This window comes from Bradyrhizobium sp. 157 (assembly GCF_023073815.1).
In the GTDB taxonomy this organism is placed as follows: domain Bacteria; phylum Pseudomonadota; class Alphaproteobacteria; order Rhizobiales; family Xanthobacteraceae; genus Bradyrhizobium.
In genome coordinates this window covers 87647-111545 of the sequence record NZ_JADPKF010000107.1, presented here as the reverse complement: position 1 = coordinate 111545, position 23899 = coordinate 87647, and the positions used below count along the sequence as shown (strand labels likewise).

At 60.7% G+C, this 23899-nt stretch carries 24 protein-coding genes; 16 read left to right on the top strand and 8 right to left on the bottom strand.

The genetic code is table 11. From position 1 onward, the window contains the following. The first annotated feature begins 67 nt into the window (after nt 1-67). The 3 genes from IVA95_RS33975 (at nt 68) to IVA95_RS33965 (ending at nt 4400) form a co-directional block, all read left to right on the top strand. Nucleotides 68-646 carry a TetR/AcrR family transcriptional regulator gene (locus IVA95_RS33975; RefSeq protein WP_247514505.1) on the top strand — a complete coding sequence of 193 codons (579 nt, stop codon included), beginning with the start codon at nt 68-70 and terminating at the stop codon, nt 644-646. 565 nt (nt 647-1211) lie between these two features. Then, complete coding sequence (locus IVA95_RS33970; protein WP_247514478.1) at nt 1212-2411, top strand: ABC transporter substrate-binding protein; 1200 nt, start codon at nt 1212-1214, stop codon at nt 2409-2411. 186 nt (nt 2412-2597) lie between these two features. Further along, the gene (locus tag IVA95_RS33965; protein WP_247514477.1) at nt 2598-4400 is read left to right on the top strand and encodes an AMP-binding protein; all 1803 of its coding nucleotides are present in this window, start codon (nt 2598-2600) and stop codon (nt 4398-4400) included. Between the two features lie 114 nt (nt 4401-4514). Here the strand turns inward: IVA95_RS33965 and IVA95_RS33960 are convergent, their stop codons facing one another. Next, entirely contained in the window at nt 4515-5027 is a 513-nt protein-coding gene (locus IVA95_RS33960) for a helix-turn-helix domain-containing protein (protein ID WP_057852115.1), read from the bottom strand. 239 nt (nt 5028-5266) lie between these two features. On the opposite strand from IVA95_RS33960, the gene IVA95_RS33955 reads away from it, so the two are divergent. Beyond that, nucleotides 5267-5899: a 2-hydroxychromene-2-carboxylate isomerase gene (locus IVA95_RS33955; RefSeq protein WP_247514476.1), complete on the top strand. Its 633-nt coding sequence runs from the start codon at nt 5267-5269 to the stop codon at nt 5897-5899. Between the two features lie 76 nt (nt 5900-5975). Beyond that, nucleotides 5976-7175, top strand: coding sequence for a CoA transferase (locus tag IVA95_RS33950; RefSeq protein WP_247514475.1), 1200 nt, complete (start codon nt 5976-5978; stop codon nt 7173-7175). 32 nt (nt 7176-7207) lie between these two features. On the opposite strand, the gene IVA95_RS33945 is transcribed toward IVA95_RS33950, so the two are convergent. Then, nucleotides 7208-7885 carry a glutathione S-transferase family protein gene (locus tag IVA95_RS33945; protein ID WP_247514473.1) on the bottom strand — a complete coding sequence of 226 codons (678 nt, stop codon included), beginning with the start codon at nt 7883-7885 and terminating at the stop codon, nt 7208-7210. Further along, complete coding sequence (locus IVA95_RS33940; protein WP_247514472.1) at nt 7885-8628, bottom strand: SDR family NAD(P)-dependent oxidoreductase; 744 nt, start codon at nt 8626-8628, stop codon at nt 7885-7887. The genes IVA95_RS33945 and IVA95_RS33940 overlap by 1 nt, the downstream gene beginning before the upstream one ends. 187 nt (nt 8629-8815) lie before the next feature. Here IVA95_RS33940 and IVA95_RS33935 point away from each other — a divergent pair, with 187 nt between their 5' ends. From IVA95_RS33935 to IVA95_RS33895, 9 genes are all read left to right on the top strand, one after another. Next, the gene (locus IVA95_RS33935) at nt 8816-10456 is read left to right on the top strand and encodes an AMP-binding protein (protein WP_346658091.1); all 1641 of its coding nucleotides are present in this window, start codon (nt 8816-8818) and stop codon (nt 10454-10456) included. A 14-nt stretch (nt 10457-10470) separates the two neighbouring features. Further along, a complete protein-coding gene (locus IVA95_RS33930; protein ID WP_247514470.1) occupies nt 10471-11208 on the top strand; it encodes an SDR family oxidoreductase in 738 nt (245 codons plus the stop codon). Nucleotides 11209-11223: 15 nt separating this feature from the next. Further along, on the top strand, nt 11224-12405 hold the full coding sequence (locus tag IVA95_RS33925) for an acyl-CoA dehydrogenase family protein (protein WP_247514468.1): 1182 nt from the start codon (nt 11224-11226) through the stop codon (nt 12403-12405). 19 nt (nt 12406-12424) lie between these two features. Continuing rightward, nucleotides 12425-13555, top strand: coding sequence for an acyl-CoA dehydrogenase family protein (locus IVA95_RS33920; RefSeq protein ID WP_247514467.1), 1131 nt, complete (start codon nt 12425-12427; stop codon nt 13553-13555). Between the two features lie 47 nt (nt 13556-13602). Then, nucleotides 13603-14790: an acetyl-CoA C-acyltransferase gene (locus IVA95_RS33915; protein ID WP_247514466.1), complete on the top strand. Its 1188-nt coding sequence runs from the start codon at nt 13603-13605 to the stop codon at nt 14788-14790. A gap of 53 nt (nt 14791-14843) precedes the next feature. Next, nucleotides 14844-15848 (top strand): nitronate monooxygenase family protein, encoded by a 1005-nt coding sequence (locus IVA95_RS33910; protein ID WP_247514464.1) that lies wholly within the window; start codon nt 14844-14846, stop codon nt 15846-15848. Nucleotides 15849-15870: 22 nt separating this feature from the next. Continuing rightward, complete coding sequence (locus tag IVA95_RS33905; protein ID WP_247514463.1) at nt 15871-16698, top strand: enoyl-CoA hydratase-related protein; 828 nt, start codon at nt 15871-15873, stop codon at nt 16696-16698. A 137-nt stretch (nt 16699-16835) separates the two neighbouring features. Beyond that, nucleotides 16836-17471 carry a TetR/AcrR family transcriptional regulator gene (locus tag IVA95_RS33900; protein ID WP_256470355.1) on the top strand — a complete coding sequence of 212 codons (636 nt, stop codon included), beginning with the start codon at nt 16836-16838 and terminating at the stop codon, nt 17469-17471. A gap of 137 nt (nt 17472-17608) precedes the next feature. Further along, nucleotides 17609-18412, top strand: coding sequence for an SDR family oxidoreductase (locus IVA95_RS33895; RefSeq protein WP_247514461.1), 804 nt, complete (start codon nt 17609-17611; stop codon nt 18410-18412). A 92-nt stretch (nt 18413-18504) separates the two neighbouring features. On the opposite strand, the gene IVA95_RS33890 is transcribed toward IVA95_RS33895, so the two are convergent. The 5 genes from IVA95_RS33890 to IVA95_RS33870 all read right to left on the bottom strand — a co-directional run bounded on the left by IVA95_RS33890 (nt 18505) and on the right by IVA95_RS33870 (nt 22009). After that, entirely contained in the window at nt 18505-18708 is a 204-nt protein-coding gene (locus IVA95_RS33890) for a hypothetical protein (protein ID WP_247514460.1), read from the bottom strand. A gap of 271 nt (nt 18709-18979) precedes the next feature. Next, on the bottom strand, nt 18980-20050 hold the full coding sequence (locus tag IVA95_RS33885) for a putative sulfate exporter family transporter (RefSeq protein WP_247514459.1): 1071 nt from the start codon (nt 20048-20050) through the stop codon (nt 18980-18982). Between the two features lie 258 nt (nt 20051-20308). Then, nucleotides 20309-20530, bottom strand: a complete 222-nt coding sequence (locus IVA95_RS33880) for a hypothetical protein (RefSeq protein WP_247514458.1) — start codon at nt 20528-20530, stop codon at nt 20309-20311. A gap of 202 nt (nt 20531-20732) precedes the next feature. Then, nucleotides 20733-21008, bottom strand: a complete 276-nt coding sequence (locus IVA95_RS33875; protein WP_312018018.1) for a helix-turn-helix domain-containing protein — start codon at nt 21006-21008, stop codon at nt 20733-20735. 221 nt (nt 21009-21229) lie between these two features. Then, nucleotides 21230-22009 (bottom strand): DNA-binding transcriptional regulator, encoded by a 780-nt coding sequence (locus IVA95_RS33870; RefSeq protein ID WP_247514457.1) that lies wholly within the window; start codon nt 22007-22009, stop codon nt 21230-21232. Between the two features lie 136 nt (nt 22010-22145). Between IVA95_RS33870 and IVA95_RS33865 the strand changes: the two genes are divergently transcribed. Both IVA95_RS33865 and IVA95_RS33860 read left to right on the top strand, forming a co-directional pair. Continuing rightward, nucleotides 22146-22964 (top strand): aldolase/citrate lyase family protein, encoded by an 819-nt coding sequence (locus IVA95_RS33865; RefSeq protein ID WP_247514456.1) that lies wholly within the window; start codon nt 22146-22148, stop codon nt 22962-22964. Continuing rightward, a complete protein-coding gene (locus IVA95_RS33860) occupies nt 22948-23880 on the top strand; it encodes a hypothetical protein (RefSeq protein ID WP_247514455.1) in 933 nt (310 codons plus the stop codon). The genes IVA95_RS33865 and IVA95_RS33860 overlap by 17 nt, the downstream gene beginning before the upstream one ends. Nucleotides 23881-23899 lie beyond the last annotated feature (19 nt).

Here is a 23899-nt window from a genome sequence, read left to right as displayed (position 1 = left end):
AATAGATTGCGTTTGAACTCTATATTTGATATAGATTACGAATGCAATCTAAAAAATGGAGGTCGACATGCGAGTGAGTCGCATTCAGGCCGCGGAAAACCGCGAAGCTGTAATCAATGTGGCAAGTCGCCTTTTTCGGGAGTGCGGCTTTGACGGCATCGGCCTTAAGGATCTGATGAAGGGTGCCGGCCTGACCCAAGGCGGCTTTTACAAGCAGTTCGCCTCGAAGGAGGATTTGGCGGCGCAGGCTTCCAGGCGGGCATTGGAGAGCGCCACCCTCCGATGGTCGGCCGCGACCGCGGCGAAGCCTGAGGATCCGCTTGGCGCGGTGATCGCGTTCTACCTCAGCACGGAACACCGCGAAGAAAAGATGGACGGCTGCCCAGTCGTGGCGCTCGGCTCTGACGCCGCCAGACAGGGCAGCGACGTGAAAGCGTCATTCGAAGCCGGCATCAAATCGTATCTCGAACTCCTCGGTCGTTTGATTGCCGAGACTAACGGCGAGGAGCCTGATGGCAAAGCCATGGTCATTCTCGCGACGATGGTCGGTGCGCTCACGCTATCGCGCGTCGTCAACGACCCCGATCTGGCTCAGGCCTTTCTGGATAGGGCAGTCGAACACATTCGCGAAACGGTCGCCGCTTGAAAGAGCGTCGACTTAACAATGGCCTTCAAGAGTTTCAAAATAGAACTAGTTTTCCTGCCATATGACCCGGGCTCGGCGACGAACCCGCGTTATTGATTGCCCCAAGGCCACTTAAAGATCGGTCTCGCGAGCATTTACTCATGTCGCCCAATGTCCCCAACGGTCGCTTGAATCCGAATAGCCATCATTCGATAGAATCGTGCCGCTGAGCGGAGAAAATGCTCACGTCACTTCCTGGCAGGATTCAGCGCATGAGCGCGCCGCGGCTCCGCAGCTACTGGCTTGAAACAGTGGCTACCGTTGAACTCGTAACTTTGCGAGTGCTTCAGCAAGCTCGCCGCTCGCTCGTCGGCGAAACGATCATCTAAGCGCTTGACTAGTTCTAAAAAAGAACTGTAGGCTGCAGGGAGAAGATGGCCGATCGCAACGGCCGCGATGGCCGGTTGCAGCGCTGAACGGATAGGCGCTGGGACCGATCGGCTCGCACGGACGAAGGGCGGGTAGGCGGCGGCACAAAAACAAGAACCACGTGCCCGCAAGGGCGCATCGCGTTTGGGAGGAGAGAATGTTGATGAAATGGAAAACCGTAGCGGCTCTGACTTTACTTTTGAGCGGGCCTGCATTCGCGGCTGAAGAGCCTGGAATTACAGCGACGGAGATCAAGATCGGCGGCGTTTTTCCCTTCAGCGGACCGGCCTCATCGATCGGTCTCGTGGGCAAGGGAGTTATGGCCTACATTCAGTCGGTCAACGATCGCGGCGGCATTAACGGTCGCAAGATCAACTACGTCGCATATGACGACGCATACAGCCCTCCGAAAGCCGTGGAGCACGTCCGCAAACTGGTTGAGAGCGACGAAGTGTCGTTCATGTTCGGCCAGCTTGGCACTCCCGGCATCTCGGCGACGGCAAAATACCTGCGCTCGAAGGGAGTGCCCAGCATCGCAATTATCAGCGGGTCATCCAAGTTCACGGACGTCGCCAATTACCCGCTCACCACGACGGGTCTTGTCAGCTACGACACCGAAGGAAAGATCTACGCCAAATATCTGACGAAGGCGCTGCCAAACGCCAAGTATGCCATCCTCTATCAGAACGACGACCTCGGCAAAGACTACGTCAACGCCTTCAAGGCGTTTCTCGGCAAAGATTTCGACCGAAGGGTCGTGACGGCTTCCTACGAGGTCACCGAACCGACGGTCGATTCACAGGTCGTCAACCTGAGGAGCTCCGGTGCGGACGCTCTCGTGATCGCCGGCACACCGAAGTTCGCCGCGCAGGCGATCCGGCAAGCATCGGTGATCGGCTGGAAGGCAACCGTGATCATCAATTTTCCATCCGGCTCGGTCGGAGGCACGCTCGCGCCCGCCGGTCTCGACAAATCCGTCGGCGTGATCGTCGGCACGACCAACAAGGATGTTCTGGATCCGGCCTGGAATAACGACCCGGGTATGCAGGCCTTCAGGGTGTTTTTTGAAAAGTATTTGCCGGGCGCCGATATCACCAACGGCAGCTATCTGACCGGCTATCAGCAAGGCATCCTGCTCGAGCAGATTCTAAAGCAGTGCGGCAATGACCTGTCTCGCAAGAATATTCTTGCGCAGGCCAAGAACCTGAAGGACTTCGTCGTTCCGACGGCGCTGCCCGGCATCAAGGTCAACACGACCGATACCGAGAACATGATCTGGACACAGATGCGATTGCAGCGATGGACAGGCACGGGTTGGCAAGCCTTCGGGGAAGTGCTGGACGCCAGGTCCGAGTGACCTTGCATCGGCGAAGCGACAGGTGCGGCGGTTGGCGGGTTGAGGGCCGACTGCCGACCGGTCTGGCCCGACAGACCAACTGACAGCGCATTATCCAGACAGGCGGCCCAGCAGCGATGGGCATAAGGCTAAGCGCGTGTAGCGTGCTCGATCGGCCCATCCCGATAATTCAGGAGATCATCTTCGATGTCGACGAAGGCACTGACGTTTGCGCCGAGGGAGCTTTCCATAGAGCGTCGAACCGACGGCACGCTCATCTTGAGCTCGCCCCTTAAGTTGGGGGAGTGCGACTGGCGCATCACTGATTTTCTTCCGACTTGGGCAAATTCCGTTCCCGATAGAATTTTTCTTGCGCAACGCGATGCCAACGGGGGATGGGACGAGATCACCTATGGCGAAGCATGGTTGCAGGTTCAGGCGGTCGGCCAAAGCCTGATCGATATGGGCGCAAAGCCGGCTGACAAGCTGGCGATACTTTCAGGAAACTCCATCGAGAACGCGGTGATCTCGTTTGCCGCGATGTCGATAGGAGTAATCCTGGCGCCGATCTCGCCTAACTACACGCTGATGCCCGGCGGCCTGGCTCGTCTCGAGGATATAGCGGAAGCGCTCCGCCCGAATTTCGTTTTCGTCCAGAGCGGGCGCGACTTTTCCGCCGGGCGCTCGATTCCCGAACTGGCAGCCGCAACCTGGATCAGTGTCGATGGGGCGCCGGACACCGTGCCTCTTGGCGTACTGACATCGCGAACGGCGAGTGAAGGATTCGCGGATGCTTCACGTGCGGTTTCTTGCGACGCTGTCGCAAAGATTCTCTTCACATCCGGTTCGACGGGTTTCCCCAAAGGCGTGCTCAATACCCACCGCATGATGGCGAGCTCCCTGCAAATGGGGAGTCTGCTGGTGTCTCCTCCGGACGCGCCGGTGCAGGTTGAGTGGCTGCCCTGGCACCATACGATGGGCAGCAACGTGATCCTTCACGGCATTCTCAAAAATGGCGGGACGCTCTACATTGATGATGGCCGGCCGCTGCCTCAGCTCTTCCACAAGACGATCGCGAATCTCACGGAGATTTCGCCCACCGCCATGTTCAACGTGCCTGCCGGCTATAATCTGTTATGTGACGCGATCGAGAACGACCTCGAACTTGGCGCCAGCGTGTTCAAGCGGATTGACAGATTGAGCTATGCCGGGGCTGCAATCTCGCAGGGAACGCTTGAAAAGCTCTATCGGCTGACATCGTCGATCACCGGCCGGCGAATTCCGGTCATGTCAGGCTACGGCACCACCGAAACCGCCCCAACAATCAGTACGACCCACTGGGCGACGGACCAGCCGGGAGAGATTGGTCTTCCCGCGCCGGGCCTGCAGCTAAAGCTGATCCCTGTTTCCGATACTTACGAGGCGAGGGTGAAGGGACCCAACGTCACGCCAGGTTATCTCGGAAGGCCGGATCTGACGGAAAAGGCCTTCGATGAGGAAGGGTTCTATCGCATCGGCGATACCGTCTCGTTTCTAAATCCTCAGAAGCCGGAGCTTGGGCTGCGTTTTACAGGCAGAATTTCCGAGAACTTCAAGCTCGCGAACGGCACATGGGTCTCGATCGGGAATATGCGCGCGGCAATCCTGGCTGCAACGCGCGGCGTATTGCTGGACATTGTCGTTGCGGGAGAAAATCGTGAATCGTGCGCGCTGCTCTGCTGGTTGAATCCGACCGAGGCAGCGCGGATTTCGAAGACTCCAGCCGCGGATTTGACCTGCGACCCTCTCGTGATTCAATTCCTGAAGGATCGTTTTCAGGAATACAACGAAGCGGTCGGAAGTAGCGAAAGAATCTGTTCGTTCTCGCTGCTGAAGGATCCGCCGTCATTGGCGGCAGGAGAAATCACCGACAAGGCCTACGTCAATCAACGTGCTGTGCTGAAACATCGCTCTGAACAAGTCGAACGTCTCTACTGCAATGGAGCAAGTCGAGAGGTGATCCAGGTCTGAGGACGAGTTCAGCCGGCCGCGACCGTCGGCGGACATCTCGTGTCCGCGATTTGGCGCTTACCGGCTTGCGCTGACGCCTGCTTAGCATTGCGGTGGCCCGCGTGAGCAGCCACCTCAAGCGGCGCTGCGGCGCGCCTTTGCCTTCGGTTTCTCCGGCGCCTTTATTGCCGGGGTGCTTCGGGCGCCTGGGCCGGGATGGGTATGAACCTCCTTGGCCGACAGCGGCTCACCGCATTCGGAGCACACCATGACCGGATCGAAGTTCTTGCCGCATTTGCGGTGCTGGTGCAGCAACGGCCGCCCGCGTTCGTCGACCATATGCGTGTCGCCCCAATGCACGATCGCCATCATGATCGGATAGAGATCGAGTCCCTTTTGGGTAAGGATGTATTCGTGCCGCTTGGGCGACTCCTGATAGGGAATCCGGCGCAGCACGCCTTGCCGGACCAGTTTCTTCAGCCGCTCCGCGAGCAAATGGCGTGTTATTCCGAGCGCGGACTGAAATCCTTCGAAGCGGCGCGTGCGCAGGAAGCATTCGCGCAGGATAAGAAGGGTCCAACGGTCGCCGATCACGCCGATCGTACGGGCCATAGAACACGGCTCTTCTTCAAGGGCATCCCATCGCATTTCCTGCTCTCCAGTCCATCAGGCACCCTGTTTTCGCTCGAATCGTCCAGGGAACCGCCGCTTCCCTACCATTCTAGATAGGTACTCAGCTCCAAACAATCCCTATGGATCGGGGCGAAACCAGCAGAAATTTGCAACGGTTTGACAGTTCGTTTTTAGAACTGTAAACGAATGGTAGCCGGATTTCGGCTATTGAGTACCAAACCTGATCATTCAATACGCTCGCGGGAGGAGCCGACATGCCCCTGAAGGTGGAATTCCAGTTCGATTTCGGCAGTCCGAACGCTTATCTGGCGGAAGTAGCCATTCCGGGGATCGAGCGGCGTACCGGCGTCAAATTCGAGTATGTCCCGGTTCTGCTTGGGGGCATCTACAAGGCGACCGGCAACATGTCGCCGTTCGACTCGCTTCGCGGAATCAAGAACAAGCCGGAATACCAGGCACTCGAGACCCAACGATTTATCCGCCGCCACAACATCACGAAATTCCGTCAGAATCCCTTCTTTCCCGTCAATACGCTGATGTTGATGCGCGGCGCCGTCGCCGCCCAATTCGAAGGCGTGTTCGAGCCCTATTTCCGTGCCGCCTACCATCATATGTGGGAAGAGCCGAAGAAGATGGATGACCCCGAAATCTTCCGGAACGCATTCATCTCCTCGGGGATCGATATCGACCGGTTGATCGCGCGCGCACAACAGGATGACGTCAAGAAGAGGCTGATCGACCTGACCAACGACGCCGTCAGCCGGGGAGCATTCGGCTCGCCGACTTTCTTCGTTGGACAAGAAATGTTCTTTGGCAAGGATCAGCTCCGCGACGTCGAGGAGTCGATCGTCGAACAGACCAGACAACCTGTTCCCAAGACGGCCTGACTGCGGCGACTGTCCGGGATGAGTGGCGAAGCCAAACTCCCGGACCTGAAGCAAAAGTTAACTCGGGAGAATGCCCATGCCTGGCCCGCTTAGCGGTGTTCGTGTTCTCGATCTGACCGGCGTTGTGTCGGGCCCGTTCGCGACCATGTTTCTGGCGGATCAGGGCGCCGACGTCCTGAAGATTGAGCCGATCGGCGGCGACATCACGCGCCGCAGCCGTGCCACCATCGACAAGGACGGAGAATTCTCCGCCCTGTTCATCTCTTCAAACCGCGGCAAGCGTTCGCTGTCGATCGACGTCAAGAGCCCGGCTGGCCGCGAGGTGCTCGCCAGGCTAGTCGCGCAGGCTGATGTGCTGGTGCAGAATTTTCGGCCCGGCACCATGGAGCGCCTCGGTCTCGGCGTCGATGAGTTGCGCCAGCGCCATCCGCGCCTGATCTACGTCTCGATCAGCGGCGTCGGCGATACCGGCCCGTACGTAAAGAAGCGCGTCTACGATCCAATCATTCAGGGCCTGTCCGGCTTCGCCGATATCCAGTCGCAGCCGGTCACGAACCGTCCGCAAATGATCCGCACCATCGTATGCGACAAGACCACCGCTGTCTTCACCGCACAGGCGGTCGCGGCGGCGCTCTATGCCCGCGAGAAAACCGGGCAGGGCGATCATATCCAGGTCGCGATGCTGGATGCGATGATTTCCTACCTGTGGCCGGAAGGCATGATGCAGTACACAGTGGTAGGCGCCGAGGCTACCGCCGCCGATCCCAATGATCGGCCGGATCTCGTGTTCAAGACCAGCGACGGCTACATCACGGCCGGGACTATCTCCGATTCCGAATGGCAGGGTTTCTGCCGGGCCTCCGGCGATCCGGAGCTTGCCAAGGATCCTCGCTTTGCGACGCCGGCGGCGCGCTCGGTCAACGCTACGGCCCGCATCAACAAGATGGCGGAATACATCGCTGAACACACCACCACCGAATGGCTGGAGCGACTCGACGCTGCCGACGTGCCGTGCGCGCCGATCCTGCGCCGAGGCGAAATCATCCACAATGAACAGGTGGTCGCGCGTGGCATCATCGCGGAATTCGATCAGCCGAAGGTCGGACGGGTGCGGCAGCCCAAGCCCGCGGCCCGCTTTGAGATCAATGAGGCCGCGATCGGCGGGCCTGCTCCCCGGGTAGGAGAGCATTCGCGCGACGTGTTGCGGGAACTGGGTTACGACGATAGCGCCATCGACAGGATGGTTGCCGAGCGCAGCGTGCGCGTGGCGGTCTGAGCCGAAGCCCTCCCGCGATCGGCGAACGGTTCTCAGACCTTCGCCGTCGCCGGCGTAATCGGTGCCACCGGAACATTCGCCGCGGCGGCTCGCTGATAGGCCGCTCGGTTTTGAATGCGTTCAAGGTAGGGGCGCGCGTTGTCGCAAATACCGACGCCGTAAGCGATGGCCCAATCCAGGCACGTCGTAAGCAGGATGTCAGCGCTGGTAAACTGGTCACCCATCAAGAACGTCCGGCCGTCTGCCAGCGCGACCTCCACATGTCGCAACTGTTGCCGGAAATATTCGCCGGCTTGTGCGACGACTTCGGGCGCAACTCCATAGATGTGTCCCAGTGCATCCGCGCGATGGCGGCGCATCACGTAAAGGCTCGTCGAATCGAGTTCGGCCACGATAAAGAAGCACCACTCGAGCCAGGCGGCGAACTCGCGCTGGGTTTCGGGAATCAGCGAACGGTCTGGTGTCGAATAGGTTCGCGACAGATAGGCAACGATTGCAGCGCTTTCTCCAATGCGGAAGTCGCCGTCCTGCAGCAACGGGATCTTCTGGCGGGGATTGAGCCTGGTGTATTCGGCCGTCTTGGTCTCGCCTGTCCGCGGCCCGATCGGCTTGATCTTGTAGGACAAGCCAAGTTCGTGCATGGCCCAATGCGCACGAATGGTGCGGCTTGTCCCAACGCCCCACAGGGTGAGTTCGGGTGTTGCGCTCATCACCATTTCTCCACGGACGGACGAAGATCGAGTTCATGGGTCCAGCCGTCTCGGCTCTGCTGATGGGCGAACCAATACGCCTCGGCGATGGAAGACGTTCGCGTCAGGCTGTCCGGAGGAATCTCGCTCGCCTCGATTCCCTTCGCCGCTTTCATGCGCTGATGAATGGCTTCGCTATCGACGCCGGCGTCGATGATGAGATGGACGACGTGGATGTTCTTCGGCCCAAGCTCGCGCGCCATCGCCTGGGCTACCGCGCGAAGGCCGAACTTCGCCGATGAAAACGCCGCAAACCCCTGGCCGCCACGCACGCTGGCGGTCGCACCGGTAAACAAGATGGTGCCGTGTCCGCGCGGCAGCATGACGCGCGCAGCCTCACGTCCGACCAGGAATCCGGCATAGCAGGCCAGTTCCCAGGCCTTGAAGAACAGCTTTTCTGTGGTCTCCACCAAGGGCTTGTTGACGTTCGAGCCCGCGTTGAAGAGGCAGACCTGGATGGGTCCGAACTCCTTCTCGATTCGCGCGAATATGCCTTGAACCTCTGCTTCCTGGCGGGCATCGACACTGAACGCGTGAATGTTATGTCCCGCGGTCCTCAGCTCGCCCACAAGCCCCTGCGACTTGGACGCATCACGCCTGCAGATGCAAACCGTATAGCCGCCCTTCGCAAAACGCCGGGCGACGGCCGCTCCGATGGCGTCGCCTGCGCCCACAAGTATCGCCACGCCGCGGCTCTCCGCCATTCCGTCTCTCCTCGACAAGTTCCTTTTTGATACTATCATCGTAGCGGCGGGCCGATACATTGTAAACGAGGCTTTCAGCAATGCGGGGGGGCAATAATAGGGCAGCGAAGTTGCCCCTTCGGACCTCATGAAACAGGATGATTGAATTAGTGATTGACGAGTTCTAAAAAAGAACGTTAGGTACGCGGTGAATGTGTCGCGTTGCAAAAGTCGGCATGTTTTGGTCGGGAGGTCAGTCGTGGCGGCGCTTTCAGAGACGATCAATCTCGACGAGATTGCCGCTGGCTTGCCTAGCCGCATACATGAAGTAACGGCAAGACAGGTCGCCGAAGCCCCCGACCGGATCGCGCTAGTCGAGAACGGGGCGTCCTGCAGCTACCGCGATCTGGAGCAGCGCGTTAGAGAGATCGCTACCGTTCTCTCCTCGCTTGGAATCAGAGCGGGCGACCGGATGATCATTGTCAGCGAAAACTGCATTGCGCTGGCCGCCTTGCTGCTGGCGGCGAGCCGGCTCGACGCCTGGGCGATCGTCGCCAACCCGCGACTGTCGGCGCGCGAACTGGACCAGATCCGCGATCATAGCGGTGCCCGCCGGATGTTTTTCACGTCAGGTGTTTCGAAAGAGGCTGCGGCGCACGCATCACGCTATGGCGCGGAGAACCGGCAAATAGGCACGCTGCGGGAGATTGGCATTGGCACGCTGAACGAAAGCGCGACTGTCGAGCCGGTGGAGGTCGATCCGGCAGAACAAGTCGCGGTGCTGATCTATACTTCGGGAGCGACGGGGACACCGAAGGGTGTGATGCTCTCCCATGAAAACCTGCTGATCAGCGCCAGGACCACGGCGCATCTCCGCAAGATGGATCGGGACGACAAGATCTATCTCGTGTTACCGATTTCGCATGTCGTCGGCATCTCGCTCCTGATCATGACGCTGATGGTCGGCGGCACGGTGCGGATGGTGAGCAAATACGATCCGGCGGCTACCGCCAAGGCGATCGCGGAGGAGGGCGTTACCATCCTCAACGGCGTGCCCGCCACCTATCAAGGCCTGATGGAGTACAAGAGTGTATCGGGTCTGAAGCGGCTAGACCGGGGCTCGTTGCGCTTGATTGCCGTTGCCGGCGCGCCGCTCGACCTGAATCTGAAGATGCGCGTCGAGAAAGTGTTTGGTTTGCCGATGCTCAACGACTATGGCATCACCGAATGCTCGCCGGGAATATCAGGCGTGCGCTTCGATATGCCGCGTTCCGATCACGCGGTTGGCACGTTGCTGCCGGGAGTAGAGGGACGCATCAGAACAATCGACGGCATACCACTGTCAAAGGAAGAAGTCGGAGAACTCCACGTGCGCGGGCGCAACGTGATGCGCGGCTATTACCGCGCTCCCGAACTGACAGCCAAAGTGATCGACAGCGAAGGCTGGTTCAATACCGGCGATCTTGCCCGCTTTGACGGCGATTGCCTGTACATTGTCGGCCGCACCAAGGAAGTGATTAGCGCCTTCCCAGCCAGGATCGAGGCAATTCTCAATTCACACAAGGATGTGCAATCCGCCGTCGTCGGCCGTGCCCTCAACGGTGATGGGGAGCTGGTCGCATTCGTGCAGCTGCTCCCGGGAGCGCGCGTCAAGCCCACCGATCTGATGGATTCCATCAAACCTCGGCTCCCCTCCTACATTCGGCCACCGAAAATCATTATCGTTGATGTCTTACCGGGAAGCTCAACCGGAAAGATCCGCAAGCATGAACTCGCGGACCGTTTGCATGTCGACCGAGCTGCTGCCACGCAGGTGGCGAAATTCCAACGACGAACTCACTTAAGTTGACCGGGAGAACACCCTTGCAAAAGAGAAACGCAACTGTGGCCGTTATCGGTGCCGGTGACTATATCGGCGGCGAGATCGCAAAGAAGTTCGCCGCTGAAGGCTTCACGGTGTTTGCCGGGCGCCGTAACGGCGCCAAGCTCGAACCACTCGTGAAGGAGATCGAGAAGGCCGGCGGCGAAATTCACGCGCGCTCGCTCGACGCACGCAAGGAGGAGGAGATCATCTCTTTCCTTGGCGACGCCGACAAGCACGCGCCGCTCGAGGTTTGCATCTTCAACATCGGCGCCAACGTCAACTTTCCGATTCTGGAAACCACCGAGCGCGTGTTCCGCAAGGTCTGGGAAATGGCCTGCTATTCCGGCTTCCTCGCCGGGCGCGAAGCGGCGCGGCTGATGCTGCCGCGCGGCAAAGGCAATATCTTCTTCACTGGGGCGACGGCGAGTCTCCGCGGTGGAGCGGGTTATGCGGCCTTCGCCAGCGCCAAGTTCGGCCTGCGGGCCGTTGCACAGGCGGCGGCGCGTGAGCTGGGTCCCAGGAATATTCACGTGGCGCATCTCATCATCGATTCCGGCGTCGACACCGAATGGGTGCGCCAGCGGCGGATCGAGGCCCTTGGACCGACAGCGCTGGACAACCCCGATGCATTGATGCCGCCGTCCTCGGTCGCGGAATCCTATTGGTTGCTTTATCAGCAGCCGAAAAGCGCCTGGACCTTCGAGCTGGAAATCCGTCCGTTCGGCGAGAAATGGTAACGGGAGCCTCGCGCGATGGAGCTCAACCTTTCCAGCGAGGACGCTGCGTTTCGTGACGAGGTGCGCGCCTTTATTGCGGAGAACTATCCGCAGGAAATGCGCGTTCCAAACCCCGAGACCGATTTGACCAAGGAGCAGTCGCTGCTCTGGCACAGGATCCTCTACAAGAAGGGTTGGATTGCTCCGCTCTGGCCCAAGGAATATGGCGGCCCGGGCTGGTCGGTCACACAGCGCTTCATCTTTGAACAGGAGACCTCGCGCGCCGGGACGCTGCCGCCGCTCGCGTTCAGCGTCACCATGGTCGGTCCGGTCATCTACACATTTGGCGATGACGCGCAGAAAAGGAAGTTTTTGCCGCGGATTCTCTCCGGCGACGATTGGTGGTGCCAGGGTTATTCGGAGCCGGGCTCCGGCTCCGATCTTGCTTCCGTCCGGACCAAGGCGGTGCGCGACGGCGACCACTACATCGTCAACGGCCACAAGACCTGGACAACCCTGGCCCAACATGCCGACTGGATCTTCTGCCTGGTGCGGACTGACCCGTCGGCAAAGCCTCAGGCCGGAATCTCCTTTCTGTTGATCGACATGAAGTCGCCCGGTGTCACCGTGCGGCCGATCATCACCATCGACGGATCGCACGAGGTGAACGATGTGTTCCTCGAGGACGTGCGGGTCCCCGTGGAGAACCTGATCGGCGAGGAAAACAAGGGCTGGACCTACGCGAAATTCCTGCTCGGCAACGAGCGCACCAGCATGGCCGGGATCGGACGCTCGACACGTTACCTCGGGCGTCTCAAGCAGATCGTAAGAGCTGAGGTCGACGAAGACGATCCGGGGTTCGGAGAGTTCATCAGGGAGATCGCGCGCGTCGAGCTCGATGTGCTCGCGCTGGAGGCGACTGAACTGCGCATCGTTGCGCAGATGTCGCGCGGCATCGACCCGGGACCGGCCGCGTCGCTGTTCAAGATCAGGGGCACCGAGATATTCCAGCGCATCACCGATCTGACGCACCAGGCGATCGGCAATTACGGTTTGGCCATCCGTGAGCACCCGGTGAGCGCCAACCGCTTCATGCCGGGGCCGGACTATGGGCACACGGCGACTGAAAAATATCTGAACTCCCGAAAGCTCAGCATTTACGGGGGATCGAATGAAATTCAGCGCAACATTATCGCGAAAGCGGTTTTGGGTCTCTGACTACATCACGAGGCATCCGATGGATATTCAGTTGACGGAAGAACAGGAATTGCTCCGTTCCAGCATTCAACGATTCCTGCGCGAGCAGTACGATTTCGACGAGCGCCGCAAGATCGTTGCGACCGATGAAGGCTGGAGCCGCAGGCATTGGAAATCGTTCGCCGAACTCGGTCTCTGCGCCGCGCCGTTCCATGAAAGCTCCGGCGGCCTTGGTGGCGGCTCGCTTGCGACGATGATCGTGATGCAGGAATTCGGCCGCAACCTCGTCGTCGAGCCGTACTTTGAGACGGTAGTCCTCGCCGGTGGCCTGATCGAAGCCGTCGGCTCGCCCGAGCAGCGTCAGGCATTCCTGCCGAAGATCATGGAGGGCGAGGCGATATGGGCGCTGGCCTGGGCGGAAGGACGGTCGCGTTATGATTTCAACAACGTGACCACCACTGCACGCCGCCAAGGAGACAATTTTGTCCTGAGCGGGACCAAGGCCGCGGTGATTGGCGCGCCGTGGGCCGACAAGCTGATCGTCTCGGCGCGCACGTCGGGCGGGCCACGCGATCGCGAGGGCGTGAGTCTGTTTGTTGTAGATCGCCATGCAGCCAATCTTCACCTGCAGAGCTTCAAGACCATGGATGGCCGGCGCGCCGCTGAACTCACGCTGATGAACATCGAGGTGCCTGCCGGCCAGATGCTGGGCAGCGAAGGCGAGGGTGTGGCTACCCTGGAGGTGACCCGCGATCGCGCTATCGCAGCCCTTTGCGCAGAAGCTGTCGGCGCCATGGCGGAGCTGAACTCGGCGACGCTTGAATACAGCAAGACGCGCAAGCAGTTCGGGGTTGCGCTGGGAACGTTTCAGGTGCTGCAACACCGCATGGTTGACATGTTCATCGCGCTTGAGGAGTCCATCTCGCTCACTCAGCATCTGAACCTAAGCCTGGCATCGAAGGAACCGAACGGATCGAAACTGGCGTCCGGCGCCAAGACGAAAGTGGGCTATGCCGCGCGTTTCGTCGCAGAGCAGGCCGTGCAACTGCATGGCGGCATGGGCATGAGCGACGAGTTGAACGTCGGCCACTACTTCAAGCGCATAAGCTCCATCAACGTTCAGTTCGGCGATCCTGCCTATCATCTGATGCGGTACGCACAGCAGAGCTGAATCTCCTTCTAGCAAATCGACTGCCGCCCCCCGACCAGAGGTAAACAATGACCGAAGCCGTAATCGTCTCGACTGCTCGTACTCCGATTGGCAAGGCTTACAAGGGCGCCCTCAATAATACCGAAGGTGCAACGTTGCTGGGTCATGCCATTTCCGCTGCGTTGTCACGCGCTAACGTGGAGGGGGCCGAAGTCGAGGACGTTGTGATGGGCTGCGCCATGCAACAGGGCACCACGGGCACCAACATCGCACGCAAGGCGCTGCTGCGCGCCGGGCTTCCGGTGAGTGTGGCCGGAACGACCATCGATCGCCAATGTGCGTCCGGGCTCCAGGCAATTGCGCTGGCAGCGCGCTCGGTCATTTTCGATGGCGTGGAGGTTGCCATCGGCGGCGGCGGCGAATCCATCAGCCTGGTTCAGAACAACCAGTTCAACAGCTTTCATGCCGTCGATCCCGAATTGCTCGCGATGAAAGGGGACGCCTACATCGCGATGCTGGATACTGCCGAAGTCGTTGCGAAGCGCTACGACATCTCGCGCGAACGTCAGGACGAATACAGCCTCGAGAGCCAGCGCCGGACGGCGGCCGCTCAGCAGGGGGGCCGCTTTAACGACGAACTCGCACCGATCAAGACCACGATGGCAGTCACCGACAAGGCGAGCGGCGCCGTCTCGTACCAGCAGGTGACGCTGTCGGCTGACGAGGGGCCGCGTCCCGATACCACGGCCGAAGGTCTTGCTGGCGTCAAGCCGGCAAAGGGGCCAGGTTTCACGATCACCGGCGGCAATGCCAGTCAGCTTTCGGATGGCGCCAGTGCAGCTGTCATCATGAGCGACAAGCTCGCGGCGCAAAACGGTCTGAAGCCGCTGGGCATCTTCCGTGGCTTCGTCGCCGCAGGCTGCGAACCGGACGAGATGGGCGTCGGTCCGGTCTATGCCGTGCCCCGGCTGCTCAAGCGACACGGACTGAAGATCGACGATATCGATCTCTGGGAATTGAACGAGGCATTCGCGGTGCAGGTGATCTATTGCCGCGATAAGCTCGGGATCGACCCGGAAAAGCTCAACGTCAATGGCGGATCGATCGCAGTCGGCCATCCCTACGGCATGACCGGCGCGCGGCTGACTGGCCACGCCTTGATCGAGGGCCGCCGGCGCAAGGCGAAATACGCCGTTGTTACGATGTGCGTCGGCGGCGGCATGGGCGCCGCAGGCCTTCTCGAAATTGTCCACTGACGAACAACAACCTGGCTACGCTAGAAATCTGGAAAACCACATCGGAGGCACGCGTGAAGACTGCAATTACCGAGATGTTCGGCATCGAACATCCGATCATCCAGGGCGGAATGCACTATGTCGGGTTTGCCGAGCTGGCGGCCGCCGTGTCGAACGCCGGCGGACTGGGGATCATCACCGGCCTGACGCAACGGACGCCGGAACTATTGGCCAAAGAGATCGCGCGCTGTCGTGACATGACGGACAAGCCCTTTGGTGTGAACCTTACTTTCCTGCCGAGCTTCACCGCGCCGCCATATCCGGAGTATATCGCTGCTATCAAGGAAGGCGGTGTCAAGGCGGTGGAGACCGCCGGCCGCAGCCCCGAGCAGTATATGCCGGCGCTGAAAGCCGCTGGCATCAAGGTGATCCACAAATGCACCTCGGTGCGGCACTCGCTCAAGGCCGAGAAGATCGGCTGCGACGCTGTCAGCGTTGATGGCTTCGAATGCGGCGGCCATCCCGGCGAGGACGACATCCCGAACATGATCCTGCTGCCCCGTGCGGCGGACGAGCTGAAGATTCCGTTTGTAGCGTCGGGCGGCATGGCCGACGCGCGGAGCCTTGTCGCGGCGCTGTCGATGGGGGCCGCCGGCATGAACATGGGTACCCGCTTCATCGCCACGAAGGAAGCGCCAGTCCACGACAATGTAAAGCAGGCATTGGTCAAGGCGACCGAACTCGACACCGTGCTGGTCATGCGCGCGCTGCGCAATACCGAGCGCGTCTTGAAGAACAAGGGCGTCGACCAGTTGCTGGAGGTTGAGCGCGAGAAGGGCGCAAGCCTGAAGATTGGCGACATCCACGAGCAGGTCGCTGGAGTCTATCCCAAGGTGATGATCGACGGCGACATGGACGCCGGCGCATGGAGCTGCGGGATGGTCGCGGGTCTCATTCACGATATCCCGACCGTGAAGGAACTGATCGACCGCATCATGGCGGATGCCGAGCGGCTTATCAGGGGACGGCTTACGGGATTCCTGGACGCCGATAGCGAGGAAGCCTTGAAGGTCGCGTGAAAGCGCGACGGGAACAGTGCTCATGGCAGAAGATCGGATCGAGGTCGACACCGGCACAGGTGAGTTGCTGTGCGAAATTCGGGATCGCGTGGCGCTGATTACGCTGAACCGGCCCGAGGCTCGCAACGCCTTGTCCGATCAACTGACCCCAGCGCTGCGGCACATGATCAGGCAGTGCGGCGATGATTCCAGCGTCGGCGCATTGCTCATCACGGGTGCCGGGGCCGCCTTTTGTGCCGGCGGCGACGTCAAGGGTATGGGGAGCAATGCGGCCAAAGCCGAAACGCCCATCGATGAGCGGATCGCCGATTTGCGCATCAAGCAGCGCACCCTCACGGGTGCGCTGGTGGGATTACGAAAGCCGACGCTGGCGGCGCTTCCCGGGCCTGCGGCGGGCGCAGGGCTTGCGCTTGCGCTCGCCTGCGACATTCGAATCGCCGCTGAATCGGCCGTGATGACCACGGGATATGCCCGCATCGCCTTGACGGGAGACTATGGCATCGCCTGGCTGCTGACGCGGCTGGTGGGAACGTCCCGGGCACGCGAGATGATGTTTCTGTCGGAGCGGATCGACGCACGCCGCTGCGAGACCCTGGGGCTCGTCAACCGGGTGGTGGCCGACGCCGAGCTTCGCGATGTTGCATTTGCGCTTGCAAGGTCCTTGGCCGAGGGCCCCTCGCAAGCTTTCGCCGGCATGAAAGACAACCTTGACCATGCCTTGGCCACGGACCTTCTGGATTCGATGGACCAGGAAGCGGCATACATGGTCCGCTCCGCGCGGACGACGGATCACAAGGAAGCGGTGCGCGCCTTTGTCGAAAAGCGCAACCCCGTATTCGTCGGGCACTAGCGCGCGGTCAATCTGGAGGTCTGCGTCGCTGACCGGCTTTTCCTGACGCGAATCAAGAAGCCTTTGCGGAATTTGGTCGTTATATGATAATGATCATCTAATGTGGCTCTGTTTCTTAGGTCATCCCGGAGCAGGCGATGCGTTACCCGAAAGGCCATGGGCAGCAGACCCGCAGGCGGATCGTCGAAAACGCTTCCTATGGCCTGCGTCAGAACGGTGCCGATGGCTTGAGTGTGGTCGACCTGATGAAGCTCGCTGACCTGACGCATGGCAGCTTCTATGCCTACTTCAAGTCACGGGACGCCTTGATTGTTGAAGCGCTCGCTTTGGCCATGGATCGAACCGTCGTCCATTGGCTCGATCTCACGCAGGGATTGCCTGCCGAGATAGGATTCGACGCGGTCGTCGAATCCTATCTGAGTCCCCGCCATCGCAACAATCCGGCCCGCGGGTGTGCGCTTCCGGCTTTAGCCGCGGATATCGGACGTTCGGCCCCGGAGGCCCGGCGTACCCTTGCAGGCGGGCTCGAGAAAATGATCGATATCATCGCCGGGTTGATCCCGAAGAGATCGCCATCAGATGCGCGACAGGCCGCAGCCGGCGCAATTGCAACCATGGTCGGTTCGATCTTGCTGGCGCGGGCATCCGGCGACAAGCAACTGTCTGACGCTATTCTGGAGGCCGGTCGGCAGGCCTTGCGCAATCAGACCGCGAGCACCAGCGCGGAGCGTCTCCAGTGTACAGAATCCGAGTTCGAGAGGAGAAAATCGTGACCGAACACGTGAAAGCCGAAGTGGCCGCGGGTATCATGGTATTTCGGTGCGCCTACTTTCATTCCGAACGGCGACATGTTCTTCGGCAATGATCGCGGGAATCGCCGAAGAACTGGACGCAGGTAACGGCGGAAACATTGCTGACCACCAAACGCATCCGAGCAAACAACATGAATCAATCCAAACACGATACCGCCCGGGACGTTGCCCTCATTGTCGGCGGCGGCCCGGGCATTAGCTCAAGTTGCGCCAGGCTGTTCGCGGAAAGCGGCATGCGAGTCTGCGTCGCAGCCAGAAATCCCGAGAAAGCCGTCCTTGAGACTCTCGAGAAGATGCATGGCGTGCGCCGATATGCCTGCGATGCAAGCGAACCGGTGGCCGTGGAGAAGCTGTTCGAGAATGTCGTTCAGGACGTTGGGACGCCGAGGCTTGTCGTGCATAACATCGATGGCCGTGTTCCCGGCATTTTCCGCAAGAGCGTTATCGAAGCCGACCCGGTCATGGCGCTCGAAACACTTCGGAATGCGGCGTTCAGCGCGTTCCTGGTAGGCCAACAGGCGGCTCGACTCATGCTCGGAAACAAACTCGACACCAATGGTGCGAAAGGAACGATCATCTTCACGAACGCCAGCGCGGCGCTCAAAGGCTTTCCATCGAGCGGTGCCTTTGCAATGGCATGTCATGCCAAGTCCGGACTTGCGCAGAGCATGGCAAGAGAACTGATGCCGCAGGGCATCCACGTCGCGAATGTGCCGATCGACGCCGCGATCGGCTGGACTCAGGAGGACGGGACCCGCGCGCACCGGCTGGCAGGAACAACTGTCGACGACAACATGGCCGATCCCGACCATATCGCCGAAACGTATCTGCAACTGCATCGCCAACATCGGTCGACCTGGGCGTTCGAAGTCGTGCTCCGACCGTGGGTTGAGAAATGGTGACTAGCATTCACGTCGGTGCGGATCTAGGTGGCGCGCGAGCAGTGCCTCCGGGATAGCTCCTGGTGCCGAAGCTGATCGTGATCCTCCGCCACCTAAGGTCGTCTGCAGGTTGCGAGATGCGCCGATATGTCGAACGCAAGTCCATCGGCAGTGAGATAGCGAGCGAGGGTTGTTTCCGCCTCTGCCAGGATGCGATCGATCTGCGGCTCCGGCAGCACAACTCCCATGACGGGTAGCCATCCCCTGAGTTCCGCTTCTACAAACTCGCGCATGTTCTCGCCGTCGACGGCGACCATCGCTTCGTCACCTTCTCGATCAGCTGCTGCTTCTGGGCGGGTGTGAAGACGTCACGGATGACGTGAATATCGACGAGTGATCTATTCCTCCTGTTCCGGGTCAAGTTCGATCGCCGCGAACCTCTCGGCACGGCTCATTCAGCGGATGCATTGGCTGCCGGTCCGCGGAATCTCGCGTCCACCGCGACGTCGCTGCGCAAGGTCTGAAGAACGACACAGCACCGCTCGGCGCGAACAATTGGCTTCATTCCGTCTTTGGTGACCTTCCCGGTCACCGGAATAAGTGGACGAGCCCGATGCTTAGGCCCAGCAGGAGGAGCAGCGACAGCGTGACGGCGGCGGTGACCCGTCCGCCCACGGTGGAGAGCACGCGCACGTCGACGCCAAGGCCAAGCGCAGCCATCGAGAGGACGGTCAGGATAGCCGCCGTCTTCGTCACCGGTGCGACCACAAGATCCGGCACGAGCTGGAAGGAGCGCAGGGCTGCGAGCATCAGAAAGCCGATGATAAACCAGGGCACCAGCTTGAATGGGCTGATGGCGGCGACCTTCGTTTGATCGGCATGGAGCTTGCGGCGGCGCGCCGCGACCAGCGAGAGGGCGACCACGATCGGCCCCAGCATCAGCACGCGCACAAGCTTGACCAGCGTGCCAATTTGCGTGCTGACGATGCCCGCGGGCACGGTCGCCGCCAAAACCTGCGGAACGGCATAGACGGTGAGGCCCGCCAGAATGCCGTATTGTGTCGCCGACAGGTCCAGCAAGGGGATCAGGAGCGGCAGGCCCAGCACCATCAACACGCCGAGGATGGCGGTGAAGGAGATCGACGAGGCGACATCATCGCTATTGGCTCCGATCACCGGCGCGACGGCGGCGATTGCCGAGTTGCCGCAGATCGAATTTCCGCAGGCGATCAGGATCGACATTTTCGTAGGAAGCCCGAGCATGCGGCTGAGGCCGTAGCTCACCGCGAGCATCACTGCGACGGTGGCGACGATTGCGCTGATCAAGAGATAGCCGGAGGCCGCGATCGCGCCAAAGCTGACGGACGCACCGAGCAGCATGACGGCCACCTCGAGTAGTTGCTTGGCGCTAAAGGCTATGCCGGAACGCCAGCGTTGGGATGGTTGCCAGACGGTACGAATCGCCATTCCGAGCAGGATCGCGATGACCAGCGCCTCGACGTAAGGATGGATGAAGACGTGCTCTTCGAGGCGTTGCGCGGCCAGCGAAACGGCGGTGATGATGCCGCAGAGTGCGACCCCTGGAATGAGGGCCATGCCGCGGCCGAGCATGCCCGGTCGCGGCCGTGCGTCGTCAGAACTGCTTTGGGGTGGCGGCACTTATCCTCCTTGGAGAATAATTTATGCGCCGGACCACGCGGGCTCGCTAGTACATTTTCGGATTGTGCCCATACAGAGAGGTTATATCCCTCAACCTGGATTTGCAGGCGTCGGCATGGCCATCGTCCCGGTTGGCGGCCAACGAGGATCAGATCGACTTGGGCGGTTCAAGGTAGCCCTGCCGCGGTCGCGTTCGAACGGATCATTGGATAGGAACGTCCGGGCAGCTCAGCCCGCACGGCACATGCCGGCAAGATATTAAAGCGAGGCGAGCAAGTCCTGCGCCCACGCGACGGCGCGCTCGAAGCTGAGATCGCTCGGCTCGAAATAGACCGCGCGCGCCAGCACGATGACGCCGACAAGCCCCCAGAACAGGCCTATGCCGGCCGGCTTCAGCCACTTGGACGCGCCGACCGACGCAGTCGAAGGATCGACCGCCGGGACTGGTTCTCCAAAGGGATCGAATGCGGGCTGGCTCATGGTAGCTTCCGTTTCGCTAAGGCTAATGTCGCCAATAGCTGCGCGGAAGCAAGGGTAGAGCAATGCCTTTTGCGGCAGCGGCGTGGAAGCGCGTTTTCCGCTGCCGCCTCGGGATAGGGTTTTCTTCTCTCGACCCGAATATCAGCGCAGCTCAAGACTGCTCGAGCTTGTTACGCTCGGTTGTCACTATCCCAGGAATGACCTACGCCGGTAACTTCGCGGCCCACTTCTTCGCCCAAACACCAAGTGGGACAAGAAGGGCATAAAGTTCATGTCCGGTCGGTGTAGCGCGATAACCCTCGTGCGAATGCTCGATCAAGCCTGCTTCACGCAATTCTTTCAGGCGCGAATTAAGAACCGTAGGCGAGATCGATTCGCAACGTTCTTGCAGTTCGCGGAATGTGCAGGGGCCGCCTTTGCCGAGGTTCCACAAAATGCCCATTGTCCAGCGTCGCCCCAACAGGTCCAGGAGCGCCATGACAGGGACACCTGTCCGCGAGCCTCGGACCGGTCTCCCAGGTTTTGGTGTTTGGCTCACAGGCATTTTCGCTACTAAATAGGTAGCATCCCCTCTGTCAAGCGTTAGGGATGTCGCTACTCCATCGCGAGTACACAGTATGCCCATCATTGTGCTCGCCGCAGCACTCTGCGTTTCCTTGTGTTCGCAGTCGGTGCCGTGACGGCTCATCTCCCTAGCCTCTACTCCTGCAACGACGAGACACTTGCGGCAATGTTGTCCGCCAGGGCTTTCACGAGCGGGACGTAGCGCCCGACGACGTCTGCTCGGTTAAGCGCCGACGTGAAATAGGTCATGCCGACGGTGGCGAGTACGCGCTGATTGACGATGACGGGGAGTGCGATCGTGTTCGAGGAGCGCGGTTCGATCATCGGGTCGCGTTCTGCAAAACCTTGCTTGCGGATCGTGGCCAGCAAAGCCAATGCCCGTTTTCGTTCGGTGGCGAGTTTGTCTTCGGCCTCCTGCGACCGGGCGAGCATGTCGAGCAGCATCGATCGCTCGCTGACCGGACAGAACGCCAGATAAGCGCGCCCCAGCGCCCGCCCGAGCAGGCTGAGTTGCATATTGAGGGTACCGTGAAAGGGCGAAACCGGGCTGTCAGGAATGGTGCTGAAGCGGACCACGACTGAATTCCGGTCGAGGACGGCGATGGCGATCGGCCAGTGATATTGTCGCGTGAAGGCGAGCGCCCACGGGCGCGCGGCTTCCACCACCAGCGGATCGCCGTGAAAGCCGTTGCTCAGCGATTTGACCCGCGAGGCGACCGCGTAGCCGCCCTGCCGCCGGTCGTTCGCGGCATAGCCCAGCGCGCATAGCGACTTCATCAACCGCACCACCGTCGATTTCGGCAACCCCGTCGCCTTGTGCAGGCGATCGATCGAGGTGACGCGGTGGCGGTTGAGCTCCTCCAGCAGCAGGAGCGTGCGCGAGGCGGCTTCGACGGTGTCAGACTTGAGCGGCATCCTGAAATTCCACCTAGTGGAACACGGTGGAATAGCTATGGCCGACCGGCGTCGTCCCTGCAATGGTTTTCGCCAAGCGCCACACCGGGCCTGTCTTCCGAGGGCAGCCTATGCAGATGGCCGGGGAGGAGCAACAGTGTCCGGAGACGTCGTCAGGCCGCATTTTTCGTCATTCCGCCGCCGCTTCTCCGCGCGGCAGCACGTGGTTGGCACGTTCATCAAGACGCCGACCACGCATGCGACCGAAATATTCGGCGCGCTCGGCTATGATTTCGTCGTAATCGACGAGGAGCACGCGCCGATCGATCGCGCGATGACCGACGTCATGCTGCTGGCCGCGCGGGCCAGCAATCTCGCGGGAATCGTGCGCGTGTCGTCGGACGATCCGGCGAAAATATTGTCCTGCCTGGATTGCGGCGCAGCCGGTGTGCTGGTGCCCCACGTCGCGACGGTCGAGAAGGCGCGCGCGATTGCGGCTGCCGCGCGCTATCGCGGCGGACGGCGCGGCTATTCCGGTTCGGCCCGCGCCGGCGCCTATGGCAGCACGCCGATGTGGACTCTCGTCGATGAACAGGATGCATCGGTCTGCGCGATTGCGATGATCGAGGACCCGGAAGCGCTGGATCACATTGACGCCATCGCCGCGGTCGACGGAATCCACGGGTTCTTCATCGGCCGCGGCGATCTCACCGTCGCCCTCGGCGCCAAATCGCCGGCCGACGCCTCTGTCAAGGACGCGGTTATCAGGATCATTGCGGCGGCGAACAAAGTCACCAAGCCGGTCTGCGTGATGGTCGCGAGTGCTGCGGAAGCCAAGGATTTCGCCGAGCTCGGCGCCAGCGCCTTCATCATCTCGTCGGATCAGGGCCAGATGCGCCGGGCTGCCGCGCAAACGCTCACCGATTTCAAAACGCTCGTTCGAACCACGGATGGCTCACATGTATCACAGCACTGATCCGCGCGCTGCGCTCGCCGCCACGCCCGTCGGCACAAAACCCGCCGCCACCCGCTTTGCCGGCGCCGAATATGCGAAATTCTACGAAACGCCGCCGGCTGAAAATCAGAACGGCGCGCGCACCTGGTATGCCCGCGGCCAGAACTTCATCATCGCTTATAGCGAGGCCGAAAAGGGCGCGGTGCTGAGCCGGACCAACCAGCCCGACGAATATGTCGTGCTGCTTCCCGATCCGGGGGCAGGCGCCGAGATCGTCTGGGAGAACGAGCGCAAGGCCGTCAACGGTCACTCCATCAGTTTCGTGCCGGCGGGCGCTAGCTCCGTCACGTTGCTGGGTGCCGCCAAGGTGGTGCGCATGGTGACGACGCGATCGGAAGATCTCGCGAAACTGTGCGCCAATGCCGCATCCTACGCGACACCGCATCCCAATTTGCCGCCGTTCGAGCCGTGGCCGGAGGCAGCTACGGGCGCGAAGATCCGGACCTACAGTCTCGACGTCGCGGCCACGCCGGGACGGTTCGGGCGCATCTTCCGCTGCTCGACCTTCATGGTGAATTTCTTGGAGCCCCGAAGCGGCCCGCGCGACCCGAGCAAGATGTCGCCGCATCACCATGACGATTTCGAGCAATGCTCGCTGGCGCTGGCCGGCACTTTTGTTCACCACCTACGCTGGCCCTGGACGACCGACATGGCCCAGTGGCGCGACGACGATCACGAACGCTGCGGATCGCCCTCCATTGCCGTGATTCCACCGCCGGCCATTCACACATCGCAAGCCGTCGATCCCAAGCTCAACGTTCTCGTCGACATCTTCTGTCCGCCGCGCCTGGATTTCTCGGCCAAGCTGGGCTGGGTATTGAACGAGGACGATTATCCGATGCCCGCACAAACCGCCGCCGGGCAATCTGCGGCCTGACACATCTCCAGCTCAAAGG